General features: G+C 62.0%; 31 protein-coding genes. 19 read left to right on the top strand and 12 right to left on the bottom strand.

Annotation, left to right across the window (positions count from 1 at the left end):
- Positions 1–218: 218 nt before the first annotated feature.
- A complete protein-coding gene (locus M1L53_RS00005; RefSeq protein ID WP_007729711.1) occupies positions 219–1,382 on the bottom strand; it encodes a S9 family peptidase in 1,164 nt (387 codons plus the stop codon).
- Positions 1,383–1,556: 174 nt separating this feature from the next.
- Here M1L53_RS00005 and M1L53_RS00010 point away from each other — a divergent pair, with 174 nt between their 5' ends.
- Positions 1,557–1,997 (top strand): VOC family protein, encoded by a 441-nt coding sequence (locus M1L53_RS00010; protein ID WP_007729713.1) that lies wholly within the window; start codon positions 1,557–1,559, stop codon positions 1,995–1,997.
- A 21-nt stretch (positions 1,998–2,018) separates the two neighbouring features.
- Here M1L53_RS00010 and M1L53_RS00015 read toward each other — a convergent pair whose 3' ends face one another.
- Both M1L53_RS00015 and M1L53_RS00020 read right to left on the bottom strand, forming a co-directional pair.
- Entirely contained in the window at positions 2,019–2,618 is a 600-nt protein-coding gene (locus tag M1L53_RS00015) for a TetR/AcrR family transcriptional regulator (RefSeq protein ID WP_003940389.1), read from the bottom strand.
- Positions 2,619–2,676: 58 nt separating this feature from the next.
- Positions 2,677–4,110, bottom strand: a complete 1,434-nt coding sequence (locus M1L53_RS00020) for an FUSC family protein (RefSeq protein ID WP_054188454.1) — start codon at positions 4,108–4,110, stop codon at positions 2,677–2,679.
- A gap of 58 nt (positions 4,111–4,168) precedes the next feature.
- On the opposite strand from M1L53_RS00020, the gene M1L53_RS00025 reads away from it, so the two are divergent.
- Positions 4,169–4,684, top strand: coding sequence for a MarR family winged helix-turn-helix transcriptional regulator (locus tag M1L53_RS00025; protein WP_003940222.1), 516 nt, complete (start codon positions 4,169–4,171; stop codon positions 4,682–4,684).
- 1 nt (position 4,685) lies between these two features.
- On the opposite strand, the gene M1L53_RS00030 is transcribed toward M1L53_RS00025, so the two are convergent.
- On the bottom strand, positions 4,686–5,090 hold the full coding sequence (locus tag M1L53_RS00030) for a PaaI family thioesterase (RefSeq protein WP_019745591.1): 405 nt from the start codon (positions 5,088–5,090) through the stop codon (positions 4,686–4,688).
- Positions 5,091–5,207: 117 nt separating this feature from the next.
- Between M1L53_RS00030 and M1L53_RS00035 the strand changes: the two genes are divergently transcribed.
- Positions 5,208–5,651 carry a helix-turn-helix domain-containing protein gene (locus M1L53_RS00035; RefSeq protein ID WP_042925941.1) on the top strand — a complete coding sequence of 148 codons (444 nt, stop codon included), beginning with the start codon at positions 5,208–5,210 and terminating at the stop codon, positions 5,649–5,651.
- Positions 5,652–5,653: 2 nt separating this feature from the next.
- Here M1L53_RS00035 and M1L53_RS00040 read toward each other — a convergent pair whose 3' ends face one another.
- From M1L53_RS00040 to M1L53_RS00055, 4 genes are all read right to left on the bottom strand, one after another.
- A complete protein-coding gene (locus M1L53_RS00040) occupies positions 5,654–6,109 on the bottom strand; it encodes a PPOX class F420-dependent oxidoreductase (RefSeq protein ID WP_030536493.1) in 456 nt (151 codons plus the stop codon).
- A 33-nt stretch (positions 6,110–6,142) separates the two neighbouring features.
- Positions 6,143–6,652 (bottom strand): hypothetical protein, encoded by a 510-nt coding sequence (locus tag M1L53_RS00045; protein WP_030536492.1) that lies wholly within the window; start codon positions 6,650–6,652, stop codon positions 6,143–6,145.
- A 70-nt stretch (positions 6,653–6,722) separates the two neighbouring features.
- Entirely contained in the window at positions 6,723–7,538 is an 816-nt protein-coding gene (locus M1L53_RS00050) for a DUF72 domain-containing protein (RefSeq protein ID WP_030536491.1), read from the bottom strand.
- Positions 7,539–7,582: 44 nt separating this feature from the next.
- Complete coding sequence (locus M1L53_RS00055) at positions 7,583–7,765, bottom strand: hypothetical protein (RefSeq protein WP_007729726.1); 183 nt, start codon at positions 7,763–7,765, stop codon at positions 7,583–7,585.
- A gap of 81 nt (positions 7,766–7,846) precedes the next feature.
- Between M1L53_RS00055 and M1L53_RS00060 the strand changes: the two genes are divergently transcribed.
- From M1L53_RS00060 to M1L53_RS00080, 5 genes are all read left to right on the top strand, one after another.
- The gene (locus tag M1L53_RS00060) at positions 7,847–8,167 is read left to right on the top strand and encodes a GYD domain-containing protein (RefSeq protein ID WP_007729728.1); all 321 of its coding nucleotides are present in this window, start codon (positions 7,847–7,849) and stop codon (positions 8,165–8,167) included.
- 44 nt (positions 8,168–8,211) lie between these two features.
- A complete protein-coding gene (locus M1L53_RS00065; protein ID WP_039973116.1) occupies positions 8,212–9,060 on the top strand; it encodes an LLM class F420-dependent oxidoreductase in 849 nt (282 codons plus the stop codon).
- A gap of 74 nt (positions 9,061–9,134) precedes the next feature.
- On the top strand, positions 9,135–9,884 hold the full coding sequence (locus tag M1L53_RS00070) for an SDR family oxidoreductase (RefSeq protein ID WP_054188455.1): 750 nt from the start codon (positions 9,135–9,137) through the stop codon (positions 9,882–9,884).
- Positions 9,885–9,946: 62 nt separating this feature from the next.
- Complete coding sequence (locus M1L53_RS00075; protein ID WP_039973110.1) at positions 9,947–10,411, top strand: Rrf2 family transcriptional regulator; 465 nt, start codon at positions 9,947–9,949, stop codon at positions 10,409–10,411.
- Between the two features lie 118 nt (positions 10,412–10,529).
- Entirely contained in the window at positions 10,530–11,672 is a 1,143-nt protein-coding gene (locus M1L53_RS00080) for a diguanylate cyclase (protein ID WP_007729732.1), read from the top strand.
- Positions 11,673–11,699: 27 nt separating this feature from the next.
- On the opposite strand, the gene M1L53_RS00085 is transcribed toward M1L53_RS00080, so the two are convergent.
- Positions 11,700–12,584, bottom strand: coding sequence for a helix-turn-helix transcriptional regulator (locus M1L53_RS00085; protein ID WP_007729733.1), 885 nt, complete (start codon positions 12,582–12,584; stop codon positions 11,700–11,702).
- A gap of 167 nt (positions 12,585–12,751) precedes the next feature.
- Between M1L53_RS00085 and M1L53_RS00090 the strand changes: the two genes are divergently transcribed.
- Genes M1L53_RS00090 through M1L53_RS00105 form a run of 4 tightly spaced genes read left to right on the top strand, consistent with a single transcriptional unit; the run spans position 12,752 to position 16,108 of the window.
- Positions 12,752–13,789: a zinc-dependent alcohol dehydrogenase family protein gene (locus M1L53_RS00090; protein ID WP_030536486.1), complete on the top strand. Its 1,038-nt coding sequence runs from the start codon at positions 12,752–12,754 to the stop codon at positions 13,787–13,789.
- A 36-nt stretch (positions 13,790–13,825) separates the two neighbouring features.
- Complete coding sequence (locus M1L53_RS00095) at positions 13,826–15,304, top strand: MFS transporter (protein ID WP_232319093.1); 1,479 nt, start codon at positions 13,826–13,828, stop codon at positions 15,302–15,304.
- Positions 15,279–15,665 carry a DUF2255 family protein gene (locus tag M1L53_RS00100; RefSeq protein ID WP_054188456.1) on the top strand — a complete coding sequence of 129 codons (387 nt, stop codon included), beginning with the start codon at positions 15,279–15,281 and terminating at the stop codon, positions 15,663–15,665. The genes M1L53_RS00095 and M1L53_RS00100 overlap by 26 nt, the downstream gene beginning before the upstream one ends.
- Positions 15,666–15,694: 29 nt before the next feature.
- Complete coding sequence (locus M1L53_RS00105; RefSeq protein ID WP_050656052.1) at positions 15,695–16,108, top strand: cupin domain-containing protein; 414 nt, start codon at positions 15,695–15,697, stop codon at positions 16,106–16,108.
- Positions 16,109–16,121: 13 nt separating this feature from the next.
- Here the strand turns inward: M1L53_RS00105 and lexA are convergent, their stop codons facing one another.
- Positions 16,122–16,811: a transcriptional repressor LexA gene (gene lexA, locus M1L53_RS00110; protein ID WP_185744514.1), complete on the bottom strand. Its 690-nt coding sequence runs from the start codon at positions 16,809–16,811 to the stop codon at positions 16,122–16,124.
- A 77-nt stretch (positions 16,812–16,888) separates the two neighbouring features.
- On the opposite strand from lexA, the gene M1L53_RS00115 reads away from it, so the two are divergent.
- Positions 16,889–17,347 carry a hypothetical protein gene (locus tag M1L53_RS00115; RefSeq protein WP_054188457.1) on the top strand — a complete coding sequence of 153 codons (459 nt, stop codon included), beginning with the start codon at positions 16,889–16,891 and terminating at the stop codon, positions 17,345–17,347.
- A gap of 102 nt (positions 17,348–17,449) precedes the next feature.
- On the opposite strand, the gene M1L53_RS00120 is transcribed toward M1L53_RS00115, so the two are convergent.
- Positions 17,450–18,949, bottom strand: a complete 1,500-nt coding sequence (locus tag M1L53_RS00120; RefSeq protein ID WP_003940522.1) for an NAD(P)/FAD-dependent oxidoreductase — start codon at positions 18,947–18,949, stop codon at positions 17,450–17,452.
- 516 nt (positions 18,950–19,465) lie between these two features.
- Between M1L53_RS00120 and M1L53_RS00125 the strand changes: the two genes are divergently transcribed.
- Entirely contained in the window at positions 19,466–20,125 is a 660-nt protein-coding gene (locus M1L53_RS00125) for a LuxR C-terminal-related transcriptional regulator (RefSeq protein ID WP_047271918.1), read from the top strand.
- A gap of 168 nt (positions 20,126–20,293) precedes the next feature.
- A complete protein-coding gene (locus M1L53_RS00130) occupies positions 20,294–21,181 on the top strand; it encodes a ScbA/BarX family gamma-butyrolactone biosynthesis protein (RefSeq protein WP_021331802.1) in 888 nt (295 codons plus the stop codon).
- A gap of 38 nt (positions 21,182–21,219) precedes the next feature.
- Here M1L53_RS00130 and M1L53_RS00135 read toward each other — a convergent pair whose 3' ends face one another.
- On the bottom strand, positions 21,220–21,864 hold the full coding sequence (locus M1L53_RS00135; protein WP_003940238.1) for a ScbR family autoregulator-binding transcription factor: 645 nt from the start codon (positions 21,862–21,864) through the stop codon (positions 21,220–21,222).
- Between the two features lie 86 nt (positions 21,865–21,950).
- Here M1L53_RS00135 and M1L53_RS00140 point away from each other — a divergent pair, with 86 nt between their 5' ends.
- The 4 genes from M1L53_RS00140 to M1L53_RS00155 all read left to right on the top strand — a co-directional run bounded on the left by M1L53_RS00140 (position 21,951) and on the right by M1L53_RS00155 (position 26,490).
- Positions 21,951–22,793 carry an NAD(P)-dependent oxidoreductase gene (locus tag M1L53_RS00140; protein WP_054188458.1) on the top strand — a complete coding sequence of 281 codons (843 nt, stop codon included), beginning with the start codon at positions 21,951–21,953 and terminating at the stop codon, positions 22,791–22,793.
- 360 nt (positions 22,794–23,153) lie between these two features.
- Positions 23,154–24,272 (top strand): hypothetical protein, encoded by a 1,119-nt coding sequence (locus M1L53_RS00145; RefSeq protein ID WP_054188490.1) that lies wholly within the window; start codon positions 23,154–23,156, stop codon positions 24,270–24,272.
- A 219-nt stretch (positions 24,273–24,491) separates the two neighbouring features.
- Positions 24,492–25,205: a FadR/GntR family transcriptional regulator gene (locus tag M1L53_RS00150; protein WP_003940486.1), complete on the top strand. Its 714-nt coding sequence runs from the start codon at positions 24,492–24,494 to the stop codon at positions 25,203–25,205.
- Between the two features lie 49 nt (positions 25,206–25,254).
- Positions 25,255–26,490: an MFS transporter gene (locus tag M1L53_RS00155; protein WP_050656055.1), complete on the top strand. Its 1,236-nt coding sequence runs from the start codon at positions 25,255–25,257 to the stop codon at positions 26,488–26,490.
- Positions 26,491–26,636: the final 146 nt, after the last annotated feature.

The raw sequence follows: 26,636 nt of genomic DNA on the forward strand, positions 1-26,636 counted from the left end.
ATAATTCATTATTTCCCCCCACCCCCCCCGCTCCCGCCGCAAAACCCTCCCCCAAAATTTTGCCGGCCCACGGGGCGCGGCCCCCCCACCCCCCGCGCCGTGGCCCCCCCGCCCCGCGGGGGGGGCCTACACCAACCACTTGCGACCCCTAATGCCCGTGGGGTCGTGGCCCTGTTGGTGCCCCCCCGACCCTCGGATGAGTTGGATTCTCGATATGTCTAACGGAACAGGTTCGCGACGAACGGAATCGTGTCAGCCTGTGATTCGACCAAAGCGCCGCTGTGGTCGGTGTTGTATGTCTTGAACGTGACCGGTTCACCGTTGGCCACCAACGCTGCAACCAGCGAAAGCGCAGACGGTGCAGGGACATCCACGTCGAGCAAGCCCTGGCCGATGAAGATGGGGCGATCGTATCCACTGGTCGGTACACCCATGTAATCGTTCAGCAGACCCTGGAAGTTCGGGATCTGACTGAGCGGGCGGGAGAAGATGTCACCGAGGACCAGATCCTTGGATGCCTCGTCCAGGTCTGCGGCGCAGAGCTTTTCGGCCGAGTCGACCTTTTCCCTTCCCAAGTCGTTCAGGTAGGAATTCAAGTCGATCTCGGGGTGCGCTTCCCGCAAGCCCGCGAGGATGTAGAGCGCGTACGACGTCAACCCGCCGCCGAGGGCGATGGGAGGGAAGCCCGGACCGGCAGGCAGGAGGGTCAACTCGATGTTGGCCGGCACTCCGGTACCCACGCCACCGCGGTAGTCGAGCGAATCCCCTCCATACTCGGTTGCGTAGCGGGCCGTCGTGATGGCCGCACCGCCGCCCTGCGACTGCCCGACCACTGCCCAACGATTCGAGATCGAGGAGTCGATGACCCGTGCCGCCTTGACCGAGTCGACGACGCTGTGCGCCTCCACCTTTCCGTCGAGGTACGGCATCAGCCCTGGTGTACCCAGACCGACGTAGTCGGTGGCGACGACGGCGTAGCCCTCGGAGAGCCAACGCCCCAGGTAGGGGTAGTCACGCTCGGGCAGGCCAGGACCGACCAGCGAAGGGGCACAGGAATCGTCGAGTCCCGTGGTGCCGTGCGCCCAGGCGATGACGGGCCACCCGCCTTCCGGTGCCGGACCGGCCGGGACGTAGTACGCGCCACTGCTCAGCGCAGGCCCGCCGTTGGAACCGATGGTCCAGTACGTGAATCGCTTGGCGTCGGCGGTACCCGGAATCCACAGATCTTTCGGTAGCGGCTCACTCGACACCACAGTGCCGGTGGCTTGCGACGCGCTCGGTGCCTGTGCGGACGCGATGGGCGCAGCAACTGCGGAGCCGATCGTTGCAGCACAGAGGGCTGCGATGGATATGCGGGCAAACGACTTCGACTGGAATTTCACGTCTGACGACTCCGGTTCGTGCGGTGGGCGACCTCGTTGGACGTTATCGTAGATTTTGTTTAACCGATCGGTCAAGCAAAATCTTGCAGCTTCGTGAAACGTATATGTCGAGATTCCGGCCCCAACTCCGACCTAGCATCGAACCGCACGAAAAAACAGTAGGAGGATGTGTCCATGGCACACGTACAGCGTTTCGACCACATCGGCATCACCGTCGCGGACCTCGAATCAGCGACGGCATTCTTCGTCGGTCTGGGTCTCGAGGTGGAGGGCACCGGATCCGTGGAGGGTGAGTTCGTGGAAACCGTCTGCGGTATCCCTGGAGCCAAGTGCGAAATCGCCATGCTGCGCCCGCCGGGCGAAGGATCACGGCTCGAGCTCTCGTCCTTCGTCACGCCCGAGCACGTACCCGGATCGCCTGCTCCGATGGCCAACGAGATCGGGATACGCAACGTGTCTTTCGAGGTGGGCGATCTCCAGGTTGCGGTCGACGCGGTGGCTGCGGACGGTTACGGACTCATCGGCGGGATCGGCGAGTACGAGAACAGCGTGCGCATGGCCTACGTCCGGGGGCCTGAAGGGATCATCGTGTCCCTGTTCGAGCAGATCGCCTGAAGCGTCACGGCATTCGGAGCGTCAGATCGCCTTCCAGGAGCTGGCCAGAGCGCCCATCGCAGCCGCGAATTCGGCGAACGCCGCGTCGATTCTGACGCGGTCACCGGTGGTCACCAGATCGAGCGTCAACCCGCGAATCTGCGCCAACACGATCGTCGCGTAGCGATCAGCGCGATCGGGTGGACATCCGTGCGCGAGCGCAGCTTCCGCCAAACCACCCAACCAGTCCCCCACCACATGGTCGAGAAACTCGCGATACCGCTCCGGATGCAACAACGCCTGTCCGTAGATCTCGAACATCAAGCGAAAGTTCGGCAACGATTCCGCTGATGTGCGCCCATTCCAGTAACTCGTCAACATCTCGACGATGTCGGTCCCGGAAGAGATGTCGAGAGAAGAGCTGTCTCGCAGGGTGGCAACTACTTCAGTGAGCAGTTGTTCCTTCGAACCGAAATGATGGATGAGTGTCGCATGACTGATCCCCAGATCCTTGGCCAATGGCCGCATGGACAGTTCACCGACGCCGTTCGCCGTGACGTACGCGGTTACCTGCTCGAGCAATTCGGCACGGCGATGCTGGTAACGCAGTTTCCGGCCGTCGATCGGCGTGCTGTCCTCCACCTGCAGGAGCCTACGCAGTACCGGAAACACGGCAGTACCGGAAACACGGCAGAACCGGTTACACGGTGACGTGGTGGCGATCCGATCGACTGATCGTCACAGCGGCGACGACAACTCCGATCACCACGCCGATGAGAGTGTCCGCGACGCGAGCCACTGCCGCTTCGGTCCCGATCGGAGCACTGAAACCGATGAGGAGCAGTGCCATCGGGGTGACGGCCAGTGATGTCAGTGCATAGTTCTTGATCACGAGCAGCTCAGCAGCAGTCTGCAGAATCACGACCACGGCAACCGCTTGCCAGTAGCCGAGCGTCAATGCGATGAGAGCAGCAGCGACGACGGCGCCACCGACATTTCCCACCAACCGCTGAATCCCACGCTGGACGGTCTGCTTGTAGTTCAGCCCCTGCATCGCGGCGATGGCACCCATCGACGCCCAGAGCGGATGCTCCAACCCGGCTCCCGCCGCGAGCCAACCGGCCAGAGCCGACGCTGCCACGATGCGGAGAGCATTCATCCGCACCGGGCGCGAATACAGCCGATTCAATCCTTCGAGAAAATAGCCTTCGGGCGCGGCCAGGTTCTTTGCCGGTGCGAGATCGTGTTCGATCATGCTGGAACGCTTGAGCTTCCGAAGCTCCTTCTCGTGCCGAGCAATGCTGCGAATCAGGGTGGCGTCGCCGTGCAACTGCCACTCCTGAACTGCCGCTTCTGCTTCGTCGAGCACCGCCACCAGTTCGCGTCCGTGATCGGCGGTCGACTTGATCCGGCCACTCGACGCAATAACCAAGCGGGCGTTGGCAATCGATCCGAGCGCCGGTTCCACTCCGCCTGCGCCGGACTGTTCGAGACGCCCCACCGCAGAAACTGCACGGGCAACTGCCAGGCGGGCAGGTCCCATCGGCAGTACGAGCGCTGGGAGCATCGCGGCCGCCCAACCGACCAGAACTCCGAGCGCACCGGCAGTGACCAACCGCGCCAAATCATCAACGCTGGAGGCATATCCGGCTGCACCGGTCGCCGCGAAGACGAGGATGACGGGCCCTGGTCCGGTGATCCGGAAGCCCGACATGAAGCAGTACGACGCACCCGCAAGCAAAGAGAGGATGCCGATCTGCAACCACATCGGAACGCCCGCGACACCCATGGCGCCGCCGAAGGCAATCGAAACCACCAGTGCAGCACCCACCATTGCCAGCTTGCCGGCCAACCGTGGATACGGCTCGTACCTGCCGAACGCGGCGCACAGCGCGCCCAAGGCCGCGAAGCCGGCCAATTCCCGATGCCCGAGCAGTCCGCCGACCACGAGGACTACGGCGGTGGCGAGCCCGACCCTGATCGCGGGGGCGATGGTCGCGTCGGCAGATCCGACGCGAAAAGCCGCTCGCCACGTCGCCCCGGAGACGGTATGTGCAATGGCTTCACTCGAATGAGTGAGACGGCTGGGCGTCCTGGCTGCGGTTTCGGTTCGGGTCACCCACCCAGCATACATTTATTTCACTAGTAAATTACTTGTGAAGTAATGTGAAATCTGTCGCTAAGATGGGGCCATGGGCGCGGCGAACAGATCCGAAGACGACTTCATCGACAAAGTCCGTCGCGAATGGAAGCGCGCCTACCCGGAGTTCGACACCGCCCCCGTCGAAGTGATGGGCCGGATCGCCCGCATCAACGCGCAGTCTCTTCACCAGCTCGACCGCGCACTGGCGTCCAGCGGGGTCTCTCGCGCCGAATTCGACGTGATGAGTGCACTCGCTCGCAGTGACCGTCCCCTGCGGGCGAGCGAAGTCACCGCCGTCACGATGGTCAGCGGCGCCGCCACCACAAAACACGCAGACCGCCTGGCCAAGCTGGGCTTTGTCGAGCGTCAGCGCTTCGAACACGACGGACGAGTGGTTCTGCTTCAACTCACCGATGCCGGTCGCGCATTGGTCGAGGCAGAGTTTCCCCGACGCGTCGAGCGAGACCGTCAAGTACTCACCGGACTCGACGAGGACGAACGTGCCCAACTGACGGCACTGCTCAAACGCATCTCACTCAACATCGACTCGGGGATCTGGGACTGACCTACTTCGGCAGCGGCACGTTCTGCAAGCGCACCTGACCGCGCGCCACCTCTTTCCCCGATTCCGGATCGGTGATGACCACCGACCACAACTGCTGAACGCGTCCCTGCTGTATCGGCACAGCCACGACGTCCACGCGCCCACCCGTACGCGCCCGCAGGAAATCCGTTCCGTTGTGCACTCCGACGGCAAATTCGCCACGGTCCGCCACTGCGGTACTCGCCCCGATGCTCGCGGCCGACTCGACGGCAGTCGTGTAAACGCCGCCGTGGACAACGCCCCACGGAGTGTGGTGTGCCTCGGACAGATCGATGTGCCCGACAACCTTCGTGCCGGACACCTCGTCCAGTTGCAATCCGGCAGCGCTGACGAATCCGCTTGCTGCCTCGAGATTCAATTCCGTCATGTCGACCCCTCATCTGCTCCGTTGGATTTCTCGACCTACCTTCCGCCCTCGAATACATGCCGTCAAGTGCTAAGTTGGAATTCCCAACTAACATTTCCAACTAACAGGGGCCCAGAGATGACGGCGACAAAAGGACGCAACTGCTCCATCGCCAACGCCTTGGAGGTCGTCGGCGAGAAGTGGTCACTGTTGGTGCTCCGAGAAATCGTCCTCGGGCAACGACGGTTCGACGAGATCGCCGCGGGCACGGGAGCCAGCCGCGACATCCTCGCCGCGCGTCTACGCACCCTTGTCGACGCCGACGTCCTCGCAAAGCGTCGGTACGAAGAACATCCGCCGCGCTACGAATACATCGCCACCGAATCAGGGAAGGCGCTCTACCCGATCCTGATGGCACTCATGGAATGGGGAGACACCTTTGCGACGACGGGTCCACCGCCAACCGTCGTCGAACACCGTTGCGGTGAGATCCTGCACGCCCAAGTTGTGTGCGCGCACTGCAAAGAGCCGCTGGCCGCCAAAGACGCGCATGTAGTCGAACTCTCGCCGCCTGCTCGATAGCGTCAGCGTCCGGGCGGAAACCCGCCTGTTGCGATCGGACCCCAGGAGTCGACGGTGACGCGGATCAGGCTCTTACCCTGCTTGCGCATGGCTTCGCGGTACTCGTCCCAGTCGGGATGATCACCGGCGATGGATCGGTAGTAGTCGACCAACGGTTCCACCGAGTCCGGGAGGTCGATCAACTCCGCGGTTCCGTTCACCTGGACGTACGGGCCGTTCCACTCGTCGGAGTGGATACACAGAGACACCGCCGGGGTGCGGCGGACATTCGCGGCCTTGGCCCGTTCCGGGTACGTGGAGATGACGATCCGACCCTCGTCGTCGACCCCGCACGTCACCGGAGAGATCTGCAACTCGCCGGATTTCTTCACCGTGACGAACGTGGCCCGATGGCGCGGCCTGACGAATTCGAGGAGCTCGGCAAACGACACACGATCTGCGCTGGCGATCTTGGACATGACCTCAGCCTAATTCGATTTACGAACTGACGCTCAGGGCATCTCGATGGTCTGTGCACGTGCGATTTCGCCGATTGCACGAATGATGTACGCGCTCTGAGCTTTCTTCACTCCGGTCGACAAACTCCCGATGACCAGAACCGCCGAACGCAGGTACGCGCCGTGCCCGATACGGAACGAATCGTCTTCCAGATCCGAGATCCCGAGCGCCCCGGTGTAGACCGCAGCGAGCGCCTGCACGTCCAGATCCGGCAGCCACACGATCGTGGACTTGGCGCAGGCGGTGAGCGCATCCTGCACGTCCTCGCTGGACAAGCCGTCCGGATGCGTGTCCTCGAGCAATTCGCGCACGATCGCCGCGTGAACCGAGCTGACCTGCTCGAAAGAGAGCCCGCGCAGTTCCTCGACAGCCACGAGTAGTCCGTCACGATTTGCCGCCCGCACCGCGGCGAGTGCGTCGGCCGTGGCATCGGCGATGTCACGGGCGACCTTCGGCCAATGCGTCGGCCAGCTCTGTTCTGGCGTCCGCTGTTCTGGCGTCATCGTGGTATCTCCTCGGTCCTCGTGTTCATGCGGAAGCCTTCCACATCCCACCGACAGGCCAGGCGATCCGTCAGCGCAGCCGCTCCAACAAGGACATTGCGTTGTGCGGCGCAAAGCCTTTCATGTCGTTGTCGAAGTAGACGTACACGTCGAGGCCCTCGTCCATCCAATCCCGAAAGCGCTTGGACCACTTGTCCAGAGCTTCGTCGGTGTACCCACTCGCATACAGTTCCTTGTCCCCGTGCATCCGCACATAGACAAAATCGGCAGTAGGAGTGGTGATGCGGGGATACCTGCCGGCTGTGTCTGCGACGACAAAACCGATGGAGTGCTCGCGCATCAGGTCCACGGCTTCGTCGGTCTCGAAGCTGGCGTGCCGCGCTTCCACTGCGTAGCGAATCGGCACGTCCCTCTCGGTCTGGGCGAACACTCGGTCTTCGGTGAGTTTGTCGTCGTGCTGCGCTGCCAGATCGGCTGCAGCCTGAGTGGTACGGGGAAGACCGTCGAAGAAGTCGGCCAATCGCTGCGATTCGAACTGCAGCGTCGGAGGTAGTTGCCACAGAATCGGCCCGAGCTTGGGGCCGAGGGCGAGTGTTCCGGCGGCAAAGAAGTTGGCGAGTCCGTCACGGGCGTCGAGCAGCCGTTTCATGTGTGTGATGTACCGGCCGCCCTTGATCGCGAACACAAAATCTTCGGGAGTTTCGCTGCGCCATTTGGTGTAGCTTTCCGGCTTCTGCAGCGCGTAGAACGAGCCGTTGATCTCAATCGACGTCAATCTCTCTGCGGCATAAGACAATTCTTTGCGGTGAGCAAGACCTTTCGGATAGAAATCTCCGCGCCACGCGGGATACGTCCACCCGGAGATACCTACCCGAATATCTGCCATCGATTCAGACTAAGCGGCACTCGAGCGTTTTGGCACTCCGTGTTTCAAACTCCGGCGCTGAGCGCGACGGATACCGGTACGACGGTCAGGCACACCACCGCACCGACGAACAACGCGATCACGAGGCGACGGTCCCACTTTCCGCGTGCACCACTGGCAGCGAGCATGAAGATCACAAAACCTACACACACGGACACGATAGTCACGATCACCGGAGTTCCAACCATGCCGTGATTGTCCCCTACCCATTGCCACCGAGCGCCCTACGGGTACACGATCGAAGTACCCATCCCGAGCTAGGAGTGGAAATGCCGAAATACCTCTGGCAAGTGACGTACTCACCCTCCGGCGCCGCCGGTCTACAGCAGGAGGGAGGCACTGCGCGGCGCGACGCGATAACGCGAATGGTCGAAAGCATCGGTGGCACTGTCGAATCCTGCCACTTCGCACTGGGCGGTCACGACATGTTCGTGATCGGCAACCTGCCGGACGACGTCGCGGCAGCCGCATTGAGCATTCGCACGGCTGCGGCAGGTGCAGCACGCTCGGAGTCGATCACACTGCTCACGCCGGAGCAGATCGACGAGGCAGTCAAGCGACCGACCGACTACCGCGCGCCGGGCAAATGACGACGGAAGGAATAGATCCCGGCAGCAGCCGAGTTGCACCCGCTGTGACGGAGACTACGAAAACACCTGACCTGGGAACCTACGGAATCTGGCGAGGAGCGGCTGGTTTGCCGCCCGAGCTGGGAACTGCGATCGAGAAACTCGGTTTCGGCACCATCTGGATCGGCGGCTCCCCACGCGCCGATCTACGGATCGCCGAGAAACTTCTCGACGCGACCGAGCACATCACCGTGGCAACCGGAATCGTCAACATCTGGTCCTCACCTGCGGCTGAGGTGGCGGAGTCCTATCACCGACTCGAAGCCGCGCACCCAGGTCGATTCCTGCTCGGCGTAGGCGTCGGACATCCGGAGGCTACCGGCGACTACACCAAGCCGTACGCCTCGCTCGTGTCGTACCTCGACGAACTCGACGCGGCCCAGGTCCCGGAGGCGCGGCGCGTCCTCGCCGCACTGGGGCCGAAGGTGTTGAAACTGTCCGCCGCTCGCGCCGCCGGCGCGCATCCGTACCTGACCACCCCCGAACACACGGCCGAAGCTCGCGAAATCCTCGGCCCTTCGAAGATCCTGGCCCCCGAGCACAAGGTTGTCCTGGAAACCGATCCGGAGAAGGCCAGAGCAATCGGTCGCCCCGCCGTCGCCAACCCGTATCTGTATCTGCGCAACTACACGAGCAATCTCGAGCGCCTCGGTTTTGCGCCCGAAGAGTTGGCCAACGAGGGGAACGATCGCGTCATCGACGCCCTGGTTGCGCGGGGTACCGCGAAGTCCATCGCGGATCGACTTCGGGAGCATGTCGCGGCGGGTGCCGATCACGTTGCGATCCAAGCACTTCCCGCCGAAGGTGATCCGATCGCGACCTACGAAGCACTGGCCGCCGAACTCTTCGACTGACCGGACAACCCTTGACTTGGATAAGTAGTGTCCGAGTATACTTGGACACGACTTATCCGAGTAAAGGAGAAAACATGAAGATCGTCATTTTCGGAAGCGGACTCATCGGAAGCCAGGTCGCCGCCAAGCTCGCTGACGCCGGGCACGACGTGAAGGCGCTCGGTCGCGGCGACGGGATCGACATCACCACCGGCGCAGGTATCGCCGAGGCAGTCGAGGGTGCCGACGTCGTCGTGGATCTGACCAATTCCCCGTCGTGGTCGGACGACGACGTCTTGGCCTTCTTCCGCGACGGAACCGGCCACATCCTCGCCGCGGAAGAGAAGGCAGGCGTCGGGCACCACGTCATCCTGTCCATCGTGGGTGCCGATCGACTGCCCGATTCCGGGTACATGCGAGCCAAGGTCGCCCAGGAAGACCTGGTCAAAGCGGGCCCGACCCCCTACACGATCGTCCGATCGACCCAATTCTTCGAGTTCGTCGCCGGAATCGCCGACGCGGGAACCACCGACGGCGCCGTCCACGCAACGCCGGGACATCTGCAACCCATCGCGTCTCGAGACGTCGTGTCCCACGTCGCCGAGGTAGTGACCGCCGCGCCGCGAAACGGCACGGTCGAGATTGCCGGACCCGAACCGCTGGGCATCGACGAACTGGTCCGGCGCTTGTTCCTCGTCACCGGCGACAAGCGTTCGGTGATCTCCGATCCCGAAGCCGGCTACTTCGGCGCGAAACTCGACAACTCGGCACTGACCCCGACACCCGGTGCAGATGCATGGATCGCGCCGACAACATACGACGCGTGGCTTGCCGAGAAGGCCTGACGTCGACAACTCGAGCGACGTCCGGCCCGCACCGCTTTCCGCGGCGTCGATAGAGTCCAATCATGAAGCTTTCCGGAGGCGTGGAGTGGTCACTCCACTGCTGCGTGGTTCTGAGCCAGTCCGAAGGGCCGGTACCCACAGCCAGACTCGCCGAACTTCACGGGGTGTCGAAGACATACCTGGCGAAGCATCTGCGAGCGCTCGCGCACGCCGGTCTGGTCAATCCGACCGAGGGCCGAGACGGCGGGTACGTTCTCACCCGGGCTCCCGAGAAGATCACCGTTCTCGACGTCGTACAGGCCGTTGACGGCACCGAACCTGCGTTCCGGTGCACGGAGATTCGACAGCAAGGAATCCTCGCCGCCCCACCGGAACAGTGCCGTTCCGCCTGCGGAATCGCCAAGGTCATGGCCGACGCCGAAAAAGCCTGGCGCGCATCACTGTCGGGGGTCACTATTGCAGATCTTGCTGCAACCCTGGACCTTCCGGCACTCAGAAAGATCCTGACCACACCGATCACACCCTAGAGCAGCCCACACCCCACGAGACGGCAATCCATCGTTCAACTATCGGGTACCTTGTTCGGGGATCAAATCTTGACGAAGAATCTTCCGGGAATTTTCGCAAGATCTCGGAGGGGGTTTCATGGGAGTCAGTGGCGCTGCGGGGTTGGGGCAGAACATTCGTCAAACAACGGGACTGTTGAGTCGCTGGTGGTCTCTTGCGTACGACGGCGAATGGTTCCCGAGGTTCCTGGCTGCTCGATCGATGTTGGGGACAGCCAGGGTGGTCGTCACCTTTTGGTGTGCTGTGTTCGTGGCACTCGCCGTACTGGCTCAATTCGTGAAGGGTGGCGCAACCGAGCTCCCTGAACGGCTCGCGGCGGGCGCAGCATGCATGATCGCGCTCTACTGCATGATTCGCTGGTCACTCGGTCGGTCTTGGCCGAGTCACCATCAATCCGTTCGTTTCGTTTCGCTCACCAATATCTGCTTGTCCTTGATACTTCTCGCCGGAATCCATTCGAGCTTCCTGGCATTGACCGGCACCGTTCTGTTCGTGGTCGTCGCGAACTATTCGTCGGTATTCCACAGCCCTCGAATAGTCACCGCACAGATCACCGGTGCGCTGTTCGTCGTTGCGCTACTGACAATTCGAGCTGTAACCGATCCGGATACCGACTCTTCGCTGTCGGTGTCCACTGGATTCGTCATCGGGTGTGTTATCGCTTCAGCCTCGATGACCGTGCATTTCCTCGTCCTGTATTTGACCGACGACGCACGACACTCTTGGCGTGATCCACTCACCGCTGCCCTGAATCGACGTGGGCTGCACAATGTCTGGCAACAGTTGTTCGGTGTCGGCGAACTCCAAGGACACGTAGTCCTTGCGGTGGTGATCGATGTCGATTCGTTCAAGAGCGTCAACGACAAACTGGGTCACGCGGAAGGCGATCGGATGCTGGTGACAGTCGGCCGGCGCCTGAACTCGGTGGTCGGAGAGGTCGGGCTGGTGGCGCGGACTGGCGGCGACGAGTTCGTGATTCTCATGCCCGTGGAGCCACGTCGCATCGAACAAACCGTGGTGGACATTCACAATTCGATATCGCGGCCCGCCGGCCGGCAGTCGATTTCCGTGAGCGTCGGAGCCAGCGTGTGGCTGTCCTCGACAATCCCGGACGCTTCGGGAACCATCGATCGGATTCTTGCCGATGCTGACAACGCGATGTATCGGGCGAAACGACGAGGTGGAGACCAGGTAGCTTGGGCAGTAACGCATCTAAGCTGAATCGGCACGACTACCTGCCGATCGAATTCAGAGCGCCGCTTCGCTGTCGTTCGCCGGATCCAGCTGATCCTGGGTTGCCGCCCAACTCGCCAAGAGTTTGAGTGCGTCAGCCGTGGGCGTCCCGGGCGCCGCGGTGTAGACCAGCAGTGTCAGCCCGGGATTGGACGGCAGTTCCATCGCCTCGAAGTTCAGCTCCAGGTCTCCGACGACGGGGTGACGAACCTTCTTGAATCCCGTCCGATGAAAGCGCACATTGTGTTTCGCCCACCGGGTGCGGAATACCTCACTGCGAGTGGCAAGTTCACCGATGAGCTCGGTCAGCGCCTTGTCATGGGGATTGCGCCCCGCTTCCGAGCGGAGCATCGCGGCGATGTCGTCTGCCGCGCGCTCCCAATCCACGAAGAAGTCCTGCGATGCCGGGTCCAGGTACACGAACCGGGCGTTGTTCGCCGGCCTACGTGGATCGGCCAACACCGGCGAATACAACGCGCGCGCCATACGATTGGCCGCCAGCATGTCGTGCCTGGCATTACGTACCCACGCCGGTGCGTCGGTGATGGCGTCGAGTATCTGCTGAATCGCCGGGCTCACGCCCTTGGGGGCGGGCCGCTTTCTACTCGGTGCGCCTGCACTGGCCGCCTTCGCGAGGTCGTACAAGTGGGCAGTTTCGGCTTCGTCGAGTTGCAGTGCTCGGGAAAGGCTTTCGAGCACCGAGTCCGACGCTCCCGCCAGATTTCCGCGTTCCATGCGCACGTAGTAGTCGATGCTCACACCGGCGAGCAGAGCGACTTCCTCACGGCGCAACCCCTTGACGCGACGGTTTCCGCCGTAGGCCGGCAGCCCTGCCTGCTCGGGTGTGATGCGAGCACGACGGGAGCTGAGGAATTCGCGGATCTCGGCTCGGTTGTCCATGCAGTTCACGTTACTCGAGCGGAGAAGACCGAGGGAGGTACTGCCGTTACCTGGAACAACAGACACTCCCGCGCCCGCGAGGCGTGGCGTTGACTGATTGCAGTCGACCGGTCCACGCCGAAACGTCGACTTCGAAGCACGCGACACCAGAAGCAAGAGGGGACACCATGCGAGCAACCATCATGTACGGCGCCGGAGACGTTCGAGTCGAGACCGTGCCCGATCCGGCACTGCAGCAGCCGACGGACGCGATCGTGCGGGTCGTCAGGGCGTGCGTTTGCGGCTCTGACCTGCACCCTTACCACAACATGCCGGCCACGCCCGGTGGCTCCCCGATGGGCCACGAATTTGTCGGAGTGGTGGAAGAGACCGGTCGCGAGGTGTCCACGTTGAAGAAGGGCGACTTCGTCATCGCCCCCTTCGCCTGGTCCGACGGGACGTGCGACTTCTGCCGCGAAGGCTTGCAGACGTCTTGCCGACACGGTGGATTCTGGGCCGGAAACGGGATCGGAGGCGGTCAGGCAGAGGCCATCCGAGTGCCGTTGGCAGACGGCACCCTGGTCAAGGCGCCGGTCGGTGAGGATTCCGAACTCCTACCGTCACTGCTCACACTCTCCGACGTCTTCGGCACCGGCTATCACGCGGCGGTCAAGGGTGGCGTCAACCAACGCACGACGGTCACGGTCATCGGCGATGGAGCCGTGGGGCTGATGGCAGTGCTCTCCGCCAAACGCCTCGGCGCCGAGCGCATCATCCTCATGGGGCGCCACAAGACCCGCACGGATCTCGGTCTCGAGTTCGGAGCCACCGACGTGGTTGCCGAACGTGGAGACGAGGGCATCGAGAAAGTCCGCGAACTGACCGGAGGCGACGGCACTCATGTCGTCCTCGAAGCGGTAGGTCACATGCCTGCCTACGAGCAGTCGCTCGGAGTTGTCCGACCGGGCGGCGTCATCAGCCGAGTCGGAGTACCCCAATACGAAGAAGCTCCAATCGGATTCGGGACACTCTTCGGACCCAACATCACACTCACCGGTGGACCGGCCCCGGTGCGCGCGTACATCGAAGAGCTGATGCCGGATGTGCTCGATGGAAAGATCGAGCCGGGCAAGGTCTTCGACCACACCGTCGGACTCGACGACGTAGCGGAAGGCTACCGAGCCATGGACTCCCGTGAATCGTTGAAGGTCCTCGTCCGCCCGTAGTCCACCACTTGCGAAAGTCCACCACTTGCGAAGAAGATGCGCGTGACCCACATTGCCACCCGTCCTGTTGTCGGTCGCATCAATCCCACCGCGATCCTGGCGATCATTCTGATCAGCTATTTCATGATCCTGCTCGACAATTCGATCATCTTCACCGGGCTACCCAGCATCCAAAGCAGCATGGGTTACTCGGCAACCGGGCTGTCCTGGGTCCAGGACGCCTACACCCTGGTGTTCGGCGGGCTTCTCCTGCTGGGTGCTCGTCTCGGGGACATCTTCGGCCGTCGTCGCGTATTCGTGGCCGGTCTCGCGATTTTCGCGATTGCGTCGTTTCTCGTCGGGGTCGCTCCGAACGGTTGGTGGCTCATCGCAGCGCGCGCTCTCCAAGGCGTCGGAGCAGCAGTGGTCGCCCCGGCGTCGCTGTCACTGCTGACCGCCAGTTTCCCGCCCGGCCCGGAGCGAACGCGCGCTGTTGCCTGGTACGGCGCTGCTGCGGGAATAGGCGCCAGCCTCGGACTCGTGATCGGCGGCGCCCTTGCCGACTGGGTGTCTTGGCGCGCAGGCTTTTTCATCAACGTTCCGATCGGTATCGCGATGATCGCTCTCGCTCCCCGGTTCATTCCGGAAACCGAGCCCAACTCCGGACGTTTCGATGTGGCCGGCGCTGTTCTCGCCACACTCGGGATGACCGCGCTCGTCTTCGGCACCGTCAACTCGGCCGAAGCGGGGTGGACCTCACCGATCACCGTTGCGACACTGGCGGCCGGGGCGATACTACTGACCTTGCTCTTCCTCAACGAAGCGAGAGCGGAGCAGCCGATCATGCCACTGAGGTTGTTCCGTAGCCGGGAGCGATCCGGGGCGTACGCCGCCCGAATGCTCTATCTGGGTGCCATGATCGGATTCTTCTACTTCACGACTCAGCTACTCCAAGGCGTCATGGGCTTCAGCGCGTTCCAAGCAGGCATCGCCTTCTTCCCGATGACGATCGTCAATTTTGCTGTGGCGATGCTTATTCCGCGACTGACACCGCGATTCGGAAATTCCGCAATTCTGTCGGTTGGCATTGCCGTCACCCTAGCCGGGATGGCGTGGCTCAGTCTGGTCCATCCCGGCAGCACGTACCTCACTGCGATAGCACTTCCGATGATCTTGATCGGCGCCGGACAGGGGTTGGCTTTCGCCCCACTGACTTCTGCCGGCATCTCCGGGGTACAGGCCGAGGATGCCGGTGCCGCATCAGGATTGGTCAACACTGCACATCAACTGGGCAGTGCTCTCGGACTCGGCATCCTCGTCGCAGTCTCCGCGGGCGCCGGATCCTCTGCCGACGACGCTACAACGGCACTCACCGATCACGTATCAACGGCTCTCACCGCAGGCACCGCCCTGCTCGCCGCTTGTCTCGTCATCGTCCTCGCACTGATCGTCCCGGCTACGAGAACGCAAAGTACCGCAATGCAATTCGACCAGGAGAAAGGAAGCCGAGATGTCGCACTCGTGGACCGAGGCTGAACTGACCAAGATCGGCGACGCCGAGGAGTTGCAGATCTCCGCGTACCGCCGAGACGGAACCGCAAGGCCGTACGTCACGATTTGGGTTGTCCGTACCGACAACCAACTGTACGTTCGCTCGGCCTACGGAACCGACAACCCGTGGTTCGTCCGAGCAACGGCAAGTGGAACGGGCCGAATCCGAGCAGGAGGAATCGAGCGGGACGTGGCGTTCGAGTCCGCCGCACCGGATGCCCACTCGTCGATCGACTCCGCCTATCACACCAAGTACGACCGCTACGGCCCGCAGATCGTCGGCTCCGTCACCGGCCGCGCCGCCGCACCCAACACCATTCGACTTGTTCCGCTGACGCAGAACTGAACCGCCCCTTTCGATTCCGAGGAGACCTCATGGAAATCTTGAAGCCCCAGCCCACCAGCAAAGCACCCAGCGACTGGTTCACCGGCGACGTCTGGTGGGACGTCATCTACGCCGGCCAGGAGCCGTCGAGGATGCGCGCCAACATGGTTCGCTTTGCACCGTGCGCGCGAACCGACTGGCATTCCCACGCCCTCGGACAGACCCTCCACATCGTCTCCGGGACCGCGCTGGTTCAAGCTCGCGGCGGCGAGATCGTCGAAGTCCACCCGGGTGAGACCGTCTACACCCCAGCGGGAGAGGAACACTGGCACGGCGCGGCACCCGACCGTTTCATGAGCCACCTCGCACTGTGGGAAGGACCCGGCGACGGAGGCACCGAAACTACATGGGGCGACAAAGTCACCGATGAGGAATACGGCGGTCCCCGCGCCAGACGTCGTTGAGACCGGACACCTCTCAGATACGTCGCATCACGGAAACAACTTTGCCCAGGATGACCGCGCGATCGCCGTCGATAACGCTGTATGCGGGATTGCGAGGCTCGAGGTACACGTGACCGTCGCGACGCCGGAGCACCTTCACCGTGGCCTCGCCGTCGATCATCGCGGCGACGATCTCACCGGAATGAGCTTCGTCCTGGCGGCGCACCACGACGACGTCACCGTCACAGATCGCTGCGTCGACCATCGACTCACCACGCACCCGAAGTCCGAACACCGTGCCAGAGCCGACGAGCTCGCGAGGAAGCGCAAGCACCTCGTCGGCGTGCTCCTCCGCGAGGATCGGCGCGCCGGCCGCGATGTCACCGACGACCGGAACCGTCACCGTATTCGACGACGACTGTTCCTTCGCGCCTACGAGGAACGGCCGCACGTCCAACTGCCGAGCCATGGCCGCTCCCCTACGGAGGAAGCCCTTCTCGTCGAGACTCTTGAGGTGCTTGGACACCGTCGACGTCGAGCGCAGACCAACCGCGTCTCCGATCTGCCGTGTGCTCGGCGTGCACCCGTTGGCAGCCACGAGATCCCGGATGGTCATCAGAATCTGCTGCTGGCGGAGCGGCAGGGAGGAGGCGTCGAGGCCACCGAACATGTCGAGATCGTCGTAATCGGTCACGACGAGAATCGTAGTGAGGGGTCCCGACATCCAGGCCAGGCAGCCGGAGTCTGCCAGAAACGGCACAGGCAGTTTGTTTCCCGAGCGGCGCATGGCACGCTGAGCTGATGGAGCCTCTCGAACCGATGCGCCCGGTCAGTGTTGCAGTCGACACGCGGTCCAAGACTCCACTCTGGAAGATGGTGGTGCTCTATCCGGCAGTGACATCGGTGTTCATGTTTGCCGCGCTCACCACCCGAACGGGAATTGGTCTTGTCGTACTCGGACTGGCCATTTTCGTAGTCGGCGCGACCACTTACGCGATGTCGGAGCGACGGATGCTTCGGGAGAACTCAGGGGTTCGAGTTCCATACTTCGCCGGACCTCCCGTCGCCCCGCGGCACGTCGATCTACTCGCGGCAGCAGGGATGCCCCTGCTTACGAGTGGAGCTGTGTTGACCGTGCGAGCGTCCGAAGCAGCGCGCCCCTGGGTCTTCATATCGGTGTTCGTGATAGCGATGGTCCTGGCAATAACTGTCCCGATGGTTGTGCATAACGCGCGGGTCAAGCGGACAGAATCAGCCTGAGCAGTCACGCCATACCGACATCTTGCAGCGTCACGTTCAGCCTTCCCAGACGTCGGACCGGCGTCTGGGTGGTGCGACCGGTCCATCCCCCGGTGGAGCCGACTATGCGCTGGCGACCTTGCTATCAGGCACGACAGCAATATCGACCTTGCTGAACTGCAGCACGCCGTCTTCGATCTCGGCGTCGTGCATCAGCTTGCGGTCGCGGTAGTAATTGTTGACCACTTTCCACGCACCGCGGGCACCCTGACGCGGCATCTCTCCGTCGCCGCGCTGGATGTAGCCCGAGGTCAGGGCTCCGCCCATGAGAGATTCTTCGGCGAAGTCCTCAGGTTCGGCGTGAACCTCGAAAGTCGTGTAGTCGCGCTTACGCATGATCTTGAGTACGCGACACAGATAGGACGCGGCCAGGTCTGCCTTGAGCGTCCAGGATGCGTTGGTGTAGCCGAGGATCATCAGGAAGTTCGGGATGTCGGAGTAGAGCACGCTCTTGTAGGCGACCGTCTCGTTGAGCTTGACGGGCTCGCCGTCGATGCTCATGGTCGCCCCGCCCAGGATCTGTACGTTCAAGCCGGTCGCCGTGACGATGACGTCGGCCTCGATTTCGCGGCCCGACTCGGTCACGATGCCCTTCTCGGTGAACGTGGCGATACGGTCGGTGACGATGTCGGCCTTGCCGCTCTTGAGCACCTTGAACAGGTCCCCGTTGGGAACCACGCACAGGCGCTGATCCCACGGGTTGTAGTTGGGGGTGAAGTGACGCAGGTCCACGTTCTTGCCGAGTTGCAAGCGGATCTGGGTGAGGAACAGCTTCTTCGCCAGCTTCGGATTGGTACGTGAGAGCTGAAAGCTGGCGCGTTGCAGTGCGATATTGCGGGCTCGACCGATCTTGTAAGCGATCTGGTCGGGAACGCGTGCAAGCTTGAGACCCTTGGCAACAGGGTCCTCGGACGGAAGCGCCTGGATCCACGTGGGCGAGCGCTGCAGCATGGTGACGTGACCGGCAGTGGGGGCCATCGACGGGATCAGGGTGATCGCGGTGGCACCGGAACCGATGACCACTACCTTCTTTCCGGTGTAATCGAGATCCTCCGGCCAGTGCTGCGGGTGCACGATCTGACCACGGAAGTCGTCCTCACCGGGGAAGGCGGGGCGGTATCCCTTGTCGTAGTTGTAGTAACCACAGGCGCCGACGAGGACGTTCGCGGTCCACGTCTCGGTCTCCCCCGTCGCCTCGACCAGGACGGTCACGGACCACTGAGCAGTCGCGCGATCGAAGTCCATTGCCACGACCTTGCGGCCGAAGTTGATGTGGTCGGTGACGCCGTATTCCTTGGCGGTTTCCTCGACATAGTCACGGATACTGGCGCCGTCTGCGAGCACTTTGGTTCCGATCCACGGACGGAAACCGAATCCGAAGGTGAGCATGTCGGAATCCGATCGGATGCCGGGATACTTGAACAGGTCCCAGGTGCCACCGATGTTCTCGCGGCGTTCGAGGATCGCGTAAGTACTTCCGGTCTGCTCACGAATGAGGTGGCAAGCCGCGCCGATTCCGGACAAGCCAGCGCCGATGATCAGTACGTCGACATGCTGTGTCATGAGGAAACTCGTTTCGTCGGTCGTCGCGAAGCTACTTCTGGCGTCGGCAGTGACCGAGAACGATCGGCCGGTTCAGGCCGGGTTCCCTAAGGTCAGCGCCAATGAACAGGGTATGTGCAACTGACGGTAACAGTCAATATCTCGACCCGGCCGCGCACGGAACATTGAGGCGCGACGCACCGGCCTCGCGGAACTCGATCGAGACGCCTGAATGCCTCGAGACACCGGAGAGTTGTTCACGTCGTCGACGGAACGCCCAATGACTCGTCTACACGGGATGCTCATCGCCCAAATATTCAGCGCCCCAGCATAATTCGAAGGTCCATGATCAGGTGTCGAACGCGCGAGTTTCCATGGGAAGACGGGCAACTGCGATATCGCCGTAACCTTCGTGCGCATCAGCGGAAAGGTCACTGCGATAGCTAACCTGCTGACGAAACCACGCTGAAAGCAACGGTTTTGGTTTCGCAGCGAAGAGAGCGGGCGGAGCGGACCTCCACCGGAGATGTAGTCGCTATGACACTCTCCAGCACAGTCACCGTGTACACCACTCATAGCAATCGAGGGTTCGCCAATGCAATCGCTGCCGGAATCAGCGCCAGGGCTTATTCCGAGCCACAAACCGCAGACATGAGCCTGTTAAGGCATCACACCAGCGATCACGGTAGAGCGCTCGTTCTCCTACCACTCGGGGGCGTCGATTGGCAGGTGAAGGAGCTCTCCGCGCTCGAGGGATCGGTCCTGGTCGGCGATCTCAGTAGCGGCAACTCCATGATTCGGGGGCTCGCAGCGGGCGCCCACGCCGTGCTCAACTCTCAACTGCCATTCACATCCCTGCTCGATGAGCTGCAGGCCGCGATCAACCCCAACTCCGCTCGGTCTGCACACGACAAGTCCTCGCTCGTACAACGCATCCGGTTGCGCACCGAAGAATTCGCACGAATCAGCAGTCTCACCGATCGCGAGTTCGAGATCGTGGGCCTTCTCTACGGAGGCTCGAATGTCGACTCGATTGCTCGAACCGCCCACATCGCACCGACCACGGTTCGCGCCCACATCCGAAGCATCCTGCAAAAACTGGGGGTGCATTCCCAGCTGGAGGCATGCGCGATGCTCCGCCGCTCTGGTCACGACGCACGCAGACACCCACTGGAACTTCGGATCGGACGCTTCTAGCAGGAAGTGCCCCAGACACACTCGCCGAGATGGGGTGCCGCCCCTGATCGAACTCGACCTTCGAAAAGATCGTCAATTTTGACGATTCGATGACGCGCCCGGACGTCGAATATTAGGTCCTACACGACACCGAAGACACGAGTGAACATCGAAAGGTGCATTCAATCAATGGAATACACACGCACAGTGCCGCGGCATCTCGTCCACAGACATGCTGTTGCCGAGGTTTTCTTGACGGACTACCGGATCGAATCGGACTCGGCGTACCAGGTTGCTGTGCAACTCCCGGTCTCGCACCGGATATTCGACGTATCGAGCGAGCAACACGATCCGCTCGGGGTGGCAGAAGCATTTCGACAGGCAGTGGTGCTTCTGTGCCACACCCGATACGAGATTCCACTGCACTACAAGTTCCTCATGGAAACGTTCAGCTTCGAGATGCTGGACGCGCTCGACGTGCAATCAGTCGCGGAGCCGTTGAGTTTCTCGATGACAGTGGACAACCTCACTCATCGCGACGGAGCGGTTTCGGGGGTCGAAGTGTCGGGGATCCTCAGCGAGGGCAACCGGCACGTCGCCAGATGCAACGCTGTTGCGCGAGGAGTCAGCCCCGAGGGATACCGTCGAATTCGGCAAGGACGAGAAGACCACCGCCCGAGCCGGCGCATCCTTCCTTCCGGAGCCGCGGTGGTCGGATCGGAGCGAGTCGGACGCCTAACCGATGGAGATGTGCTCATCAGCACTGATCCTGCTCGGCACGCGATGTTCTGCGCTCCCGATCCGCGCAACCACTCCCTTTTCGACCACCCCGTCGACCACATCCCAGGAATGATACTTTTCGAGGCCGCCCGACAAGCGCTCCGATTTCACATCGGCAACCCAGCAACAAAGATCGCCTCACTCTCGGCGGTCTTTCCGAGGTTCACTGAATGGGAAACGCCGTGCGAGGTGTCAACGATCCCCCTTGACGCGTCGGGCCATGTGCACCGAGTTCGGTTCACTCAAGAACTGGAAACCACCGCGGAACTCGAAATTACAGTTGCGGACCAATCATGAGAGGGAACGAACACGTTCTTCTCGTCGCGTCTTCCACGTCAAGCGCTCGGTGCTTCCCACTCTCTCGGTGCAAGCGCCGCCAGTTGCATGACGTGCGCCAACTTGTCCTCGCGGACGATCGTTGGCAGCACCAGGTTCCACATCTGACTCAACCGCTCGTACAGATCGGTTCTGCCCGTCAGCATTTCCGAGAGAATCTGCACTCCGGTGAACGACCCCACCACAAATCGAGCCAACGCGTCGATATCGGTGCCCGGGACGATATCGCCGGCTTCGGCCGCTTGGGTTGCCACCTGCTTGATAGCCTCGATCCAATCGAGGTACGGCTGTTCGATGGGGCCTTGAATACTGCCGATCTCCATCGTCAACCGCATGCCACCTCGCGCGATGGGCTCGGTCACAAGCTGCCGAGCCATCTCCTGCGAAACGAGCACCAGGGTTTCGACCGCGATGTCGGAGTGCGCAGCAACCCGCCGGGTACCCTCCATCGCCATACCGTGCTGCGCTGCGATGACCGCGTGCGCAAGCTCCTCCTTGGACGCGAAATGAAAATACATCGCACCCTTCGACACACCCCCGTGCTGCAAGATCGTGCCCAAACTGGCGGAGTACCCGAACTTCTCGAAGCTCTTCGCAGCACCCAAAATGACGGCCTGGCGCGTCAGGACAGCACGCTCCTGCATGATCTACCCAGCTCTCGTTGCCGACGGAATGAATCTCAACGATACGTCGAAAGAGCCCGCAGCAACGCTCTCGACACGGACACACCGTGACGACTCTGGTACTCGGGGCCACTGGTTTCATCGGCTCGGCAGTGATGAAACAGCTGGTTTCCCGCCACGGAAACGCTGCAATCGGTTTCGTTCGCACGGCCACCGCAGCCAAACAGTTCGGCCGTGAAGGAATCGCCACCGTGATCGGCGACATCAACGAAAGTGCTTCTCTACGACTTGCAATGAGTCAGGCGTCGACCGTCATCTGTTGCGTGTCGTACGTGGGCGACGACGAACAACAGAGCGTTCACGTCAACCAACACGGCGTACAGAACGTTGCGTCGATGGCCGCCACCGTCGGCGTCGAACGCTTGCTCTACGTCAGTACCGCGGCCGTGTACGGGCCGGGACCGTTTCGAGACTTGCCGGTCAACGGCGCACCTCTCAGCCCCTTCTCACCTGCCAGTCGCACGCGCGCTCTCGCCGAGAAGTTCGTGCGCGACGCCGGAGGCCTGGTCGTCCGGCCGCATCTCGTGTACGGACCCGGCGACAGATGGTTTCTTCCGACACTGACGCGAATTGTCTCTCGCCTCGACTCGATCATCGACGGCGGTAGCGCTGTCCTGTCGGTAGTCGACGTAGACCTACTCGCCCGATCCATCTACGAGTTGTCGGTAGAACAGCAATTTCGCTACGGCTCAACACTTCACGTCAACGAGCCTGTCCCGCGGACAGTCATCGACCTTCTCGAGCAACATGCACGGGAGACCAACTGGACTCTGCCCCAGAACTCTATCCCCCGCGCCGACGCGGTGAAAGCTGCTGCCCAGCTGAGTCTCGACATGCACCAGATCGACATGATCAGCCTCGATCACTGGTTCCGGTCGAGACTGTACTGATGGCACACGGATCACTCCTGCCAAAACACCTGTCTCCCAAATTTTTCAGCCCTCTCTATTGTTCAGCCTCAGCAATCAATAGGACCTATTTCGCAGTCACTACAGGCGAACAGAGAGAGCTCTGATCGACGAAAACCACGGCTGCACAAAGACGGCAGTGATCGCGCACACCAAAGAAGCGGCGTTCACGCGACTGGCAGCAGCCTGGGGCTCCCTTCCGTCCGCCTTCGCCGGCGAATGCAGTGTGTGGCGATCATGTCGTGCGCGACGGGACCGTCGGGATTTCCGACATCAAAGGAGAAAGTTCTCCGTCTCAACGACCTCGGCTACCGTCATCTGAACCAGAAAACGGGAGAACAGATGCTCACTGCGGATATTTTGCTGTCGGGCCCGCGCGGACGCCGGATGCTGCTCGCGTATGCGATCGACGCCGAACGCGCCCTGCGTCCCGAGCCAGGCGACGACATGTTCCGCATCAACGCTCACCGGGCGGCGTATCACCTCGACATCGGACAAGGAACCTCCCAAGTGTTGTTCGGCCCGGGCGCCGAAGAGGCCTGGCAGACCATAGTCACCGCGGAGGGCGTGGCGCGCAGCCTCACGGAAATATCGCTCCCCGACGTCACCGCCGTCGATCTACGCTCCGCCCTCGCAGAAGCGGTCGATGCGGCGCGTTACTGGCAGGATCCCGACGGAGAAGACGTCCTCGTCGCCACCGAAGTTATGCGAGATGAGCTTCGACGCGTCGCCGAGCACATCGCCGGCTCCGAATGCGCGCGGTGGTGGTCAACCTCGCTCGCCTCATCCGACCAATGGTCGATTCTGAGCAGAGGTGAGGAATCTCCGGACACAGACGAAGTGCCTGCTGCGCAACAACTCCTCAGCGAGTGGCGCACGAGCACCCTGGAATCGGAAGCGAGAGCTGAACGTGACCGCCCGGTGGACCCCGCGGCGAACTGGTCAGGTTATTGGTGGTCGAATCCACCCACTCAGGGTTCGACGAGGGCGCTGTTCGACGGGACTCCGGCGGGCTTGTGGTTCGTCGAAGACAGCATGGGATGGGAACGGGTCGTCGTCCGAGCATTGCGGCCACCGACTGGCGCACGCATCTACGAGATCGACAGCGCGCAAGCCTGGTCGGAGCTGTGCAGACGGTTCCCGCTCGAGGTCACCGCAGAAACGCGGCAGGTTTGGTATCGGACTACCGGCCGATCAGGCAGGTGGGTCATCCCCGACTGGGTGCAGGTCGCGGAAAGATTTGAGGGAGTGCACCTTACCGTGACGGGATACCTCGCGGCAGCAGGAACCGCGATCGAGGTCGATACCGAGACGGCGAGCGTCATCGCGGGCTGGGCACCCGACGAAACATACTGGTTCACCGATGCTGCCACCTACATTTCCGAGCCGTGTGCTTGGGTGCTGCACGACGGCCCGGAAGTGACCGACCAGCCCGCATGGACGCTGGAATCGCAGCAATGACCCGCACGTGAGGGTCTGCTAGGCATGAGGTTCCGTGAGGAATCGATCGCAGTTGCCCTTCGAGTCGAGTCAACTGCCCCGTGCGCGGTCGGCAGGAGCACTCACGTGCACGCAGACATGCGGAAGGGCGGTACCCCGCCCAGGCCGATCCGAACCCGAGTGCCCTAGATCACAAAGGTAAACCTATCCACAAATCGCCAAATGTCCTACATTTGACTCATGCCGGATTCCCGTATCGCACCCACCGCACGCAACATCCCACTTTCAGTGCAGATCGCGGAACAACTGCGGTCCCAGATCACTTCTGGCAACTGGGAATTAGGGGAGAAGATCCCCGGCGAGCATCAACTTGTCGAAATGACCGGCGCGAGCCGCAATACGGTCCGGGAGGCCATTCGCGGCCTCGTCCATGCCGGCCTCCTCGAAGCACGCCCGGGAGACGGAACCTACGTCTGCGCGAGCTCAGAACTCGAAATTGCACTTCAAAGACGTGCAGCGGCGGAGAACGTGCTCGAAATCTTCGAAGCCCGTGAAGCTTTGGAGCTCTACGCCGCCCGACTCGCAGCCGAACGAGCCCTGCCCGAAGACATCGACCGAATGACTCGGGCTTTGGATGGCCGAGACGCTGAGCCCGACGTCGCCAAATCCGTCGAGTACGACCTCGACTTCCACCTGGAGATGTTCGCAGCGAGCGGGAACCAACTGATCACGGACATCTACCGCAGTCTCGATCGCTCTGACACCATGAGCATCCCACAAGGTAAGTCCGACAAGGAGACTCGACAGCTGTTCATCGGACCTTGGACCGACGACGACCCACACCGGCAGCTGCTTGCGGCCATCCGTGACCGCGATCCGGACGGCGCAGCCGCCGCAGTGGTCCGACTGATGGACCACAGCCGATCCCTCTTTCTGCAAAACATGCCGAAGTAGCTGACACACAAGAGGTTCAGCGCACAGACAATCTCAGAAGGGCACACCTATGGCTAACGTCATCTCCGACACCGAAAACGTGGCGTCTGCCCCGAGCGCGATACCGATAATGCGCCGAGGACTCGTTATCGCTGGCATTCTTCTCATCGCAGCCAATCTTCGAGCCTCAATCACAGTCGTCGGCCCGCTACTCGGTGAGGTACGCACCGATCTCGATATCTCGTCGACAACAGCATCAGCGCTGATCAGCCTTCCACTGCTGTGCTTCGCAGTGTTCTCCCCCGTTGCCCCGGTCATCGCAGCTCGGTGGGGAATGGAACGGACACTCGCAGCAGCACTCGGCATGCTCGCCTTAGCGATCGTGATCCGCTCTGTTCCGTGGATGCCTGCGCTGTGGATCGGTACCGTATCGCTCGGCATGTCCATCGCAACAATGAACGTTCTACTGCCGGCGCTCCTCAAACGAGACTTCCCGACCGAAGCCGGCCGTTTGACCGGCATCTTCTCGGCGGTCTCTGCAGCCGTCGCCGCAACCGCATCCGGACTTGCCGTGCCGATCGCCGGTCTCACCGATCACGGTTGGCGGATCGCATTCGGAATCTGGGCTGCTATGGCTCTCATAGGATTTGGGGTGTTCCTTCCCCAACTTCGCCGACGCACGCTTCCGAAACACGATCATGCTGCGGCTTTGGATTCCCATCCAGGCGGCCATCGCTCCCCCTGGCGCTCAGCACTCGGGTGGCAGATCACAATATTCATGGGCGTCCAATCTCTCTTCTTCTACACCGTTCTGACATGGTGGCCCACCATTGAAGAATCACACGGCACTACCGCGGCTACCGCCGGACTGCATCAAGGCATCATGCAAATATTCTCGATCGTCGGCAGCCTCCTCACAGCAGTGCTCCTGCACAAACTGCCCAAGGATCAGAGAGGAGCCGTCCTCGGGCTGGTGTCGGTCGCCGCAGTGGCAGTTCTCGGCCAACTCCTCCTCCCCTCCTGGGCCCTGCTGTGGAATGCATTCCTCGGCATCGGCATCGGCGGATCGATTGTCATTGCCTTGTCCTTCTTCGCAATACGCACTGTCAATCACGGTCAAGCAGCGGCACTCTCGGGTATGGCACAGTCCGTCGGATACCTTCTGGCCGCCACCGGTCCTCTCGTTTTCGGTGCACTGCACGACGCCGTCGATTCCTGGACGACTCCGCTGATCGCGTTGCTGGTGCTGCTGGCCGTGCAACTCGTCTTCGGCTCCCTCGCCGGCCGCAACAAGACACTGGGATAAGCGAACCACGGTCGCCTCGAATCCACCCACCAACCTCCCCAGACCCGTGCCGCGACCCGAACTGTCGTCGACGTGCTGAGGTCCGAGGATGTCGACGAGACAGCGGGGCGCTCAACGGCCTACCGAATTGCACCCGGCCCATCCCC

Source organism: Rhodococcus sp. T9N, assembly GCF_024436645.1.
In the GTDB taxonomy this organism is placed as follows: domain Bacteria; phylum Actinomycetota; class Actinomycetes; order Mycobacteriales; family Mycobacteriaceae; genus Rhodococcus_F; species Rhodococcus_F qingshengii.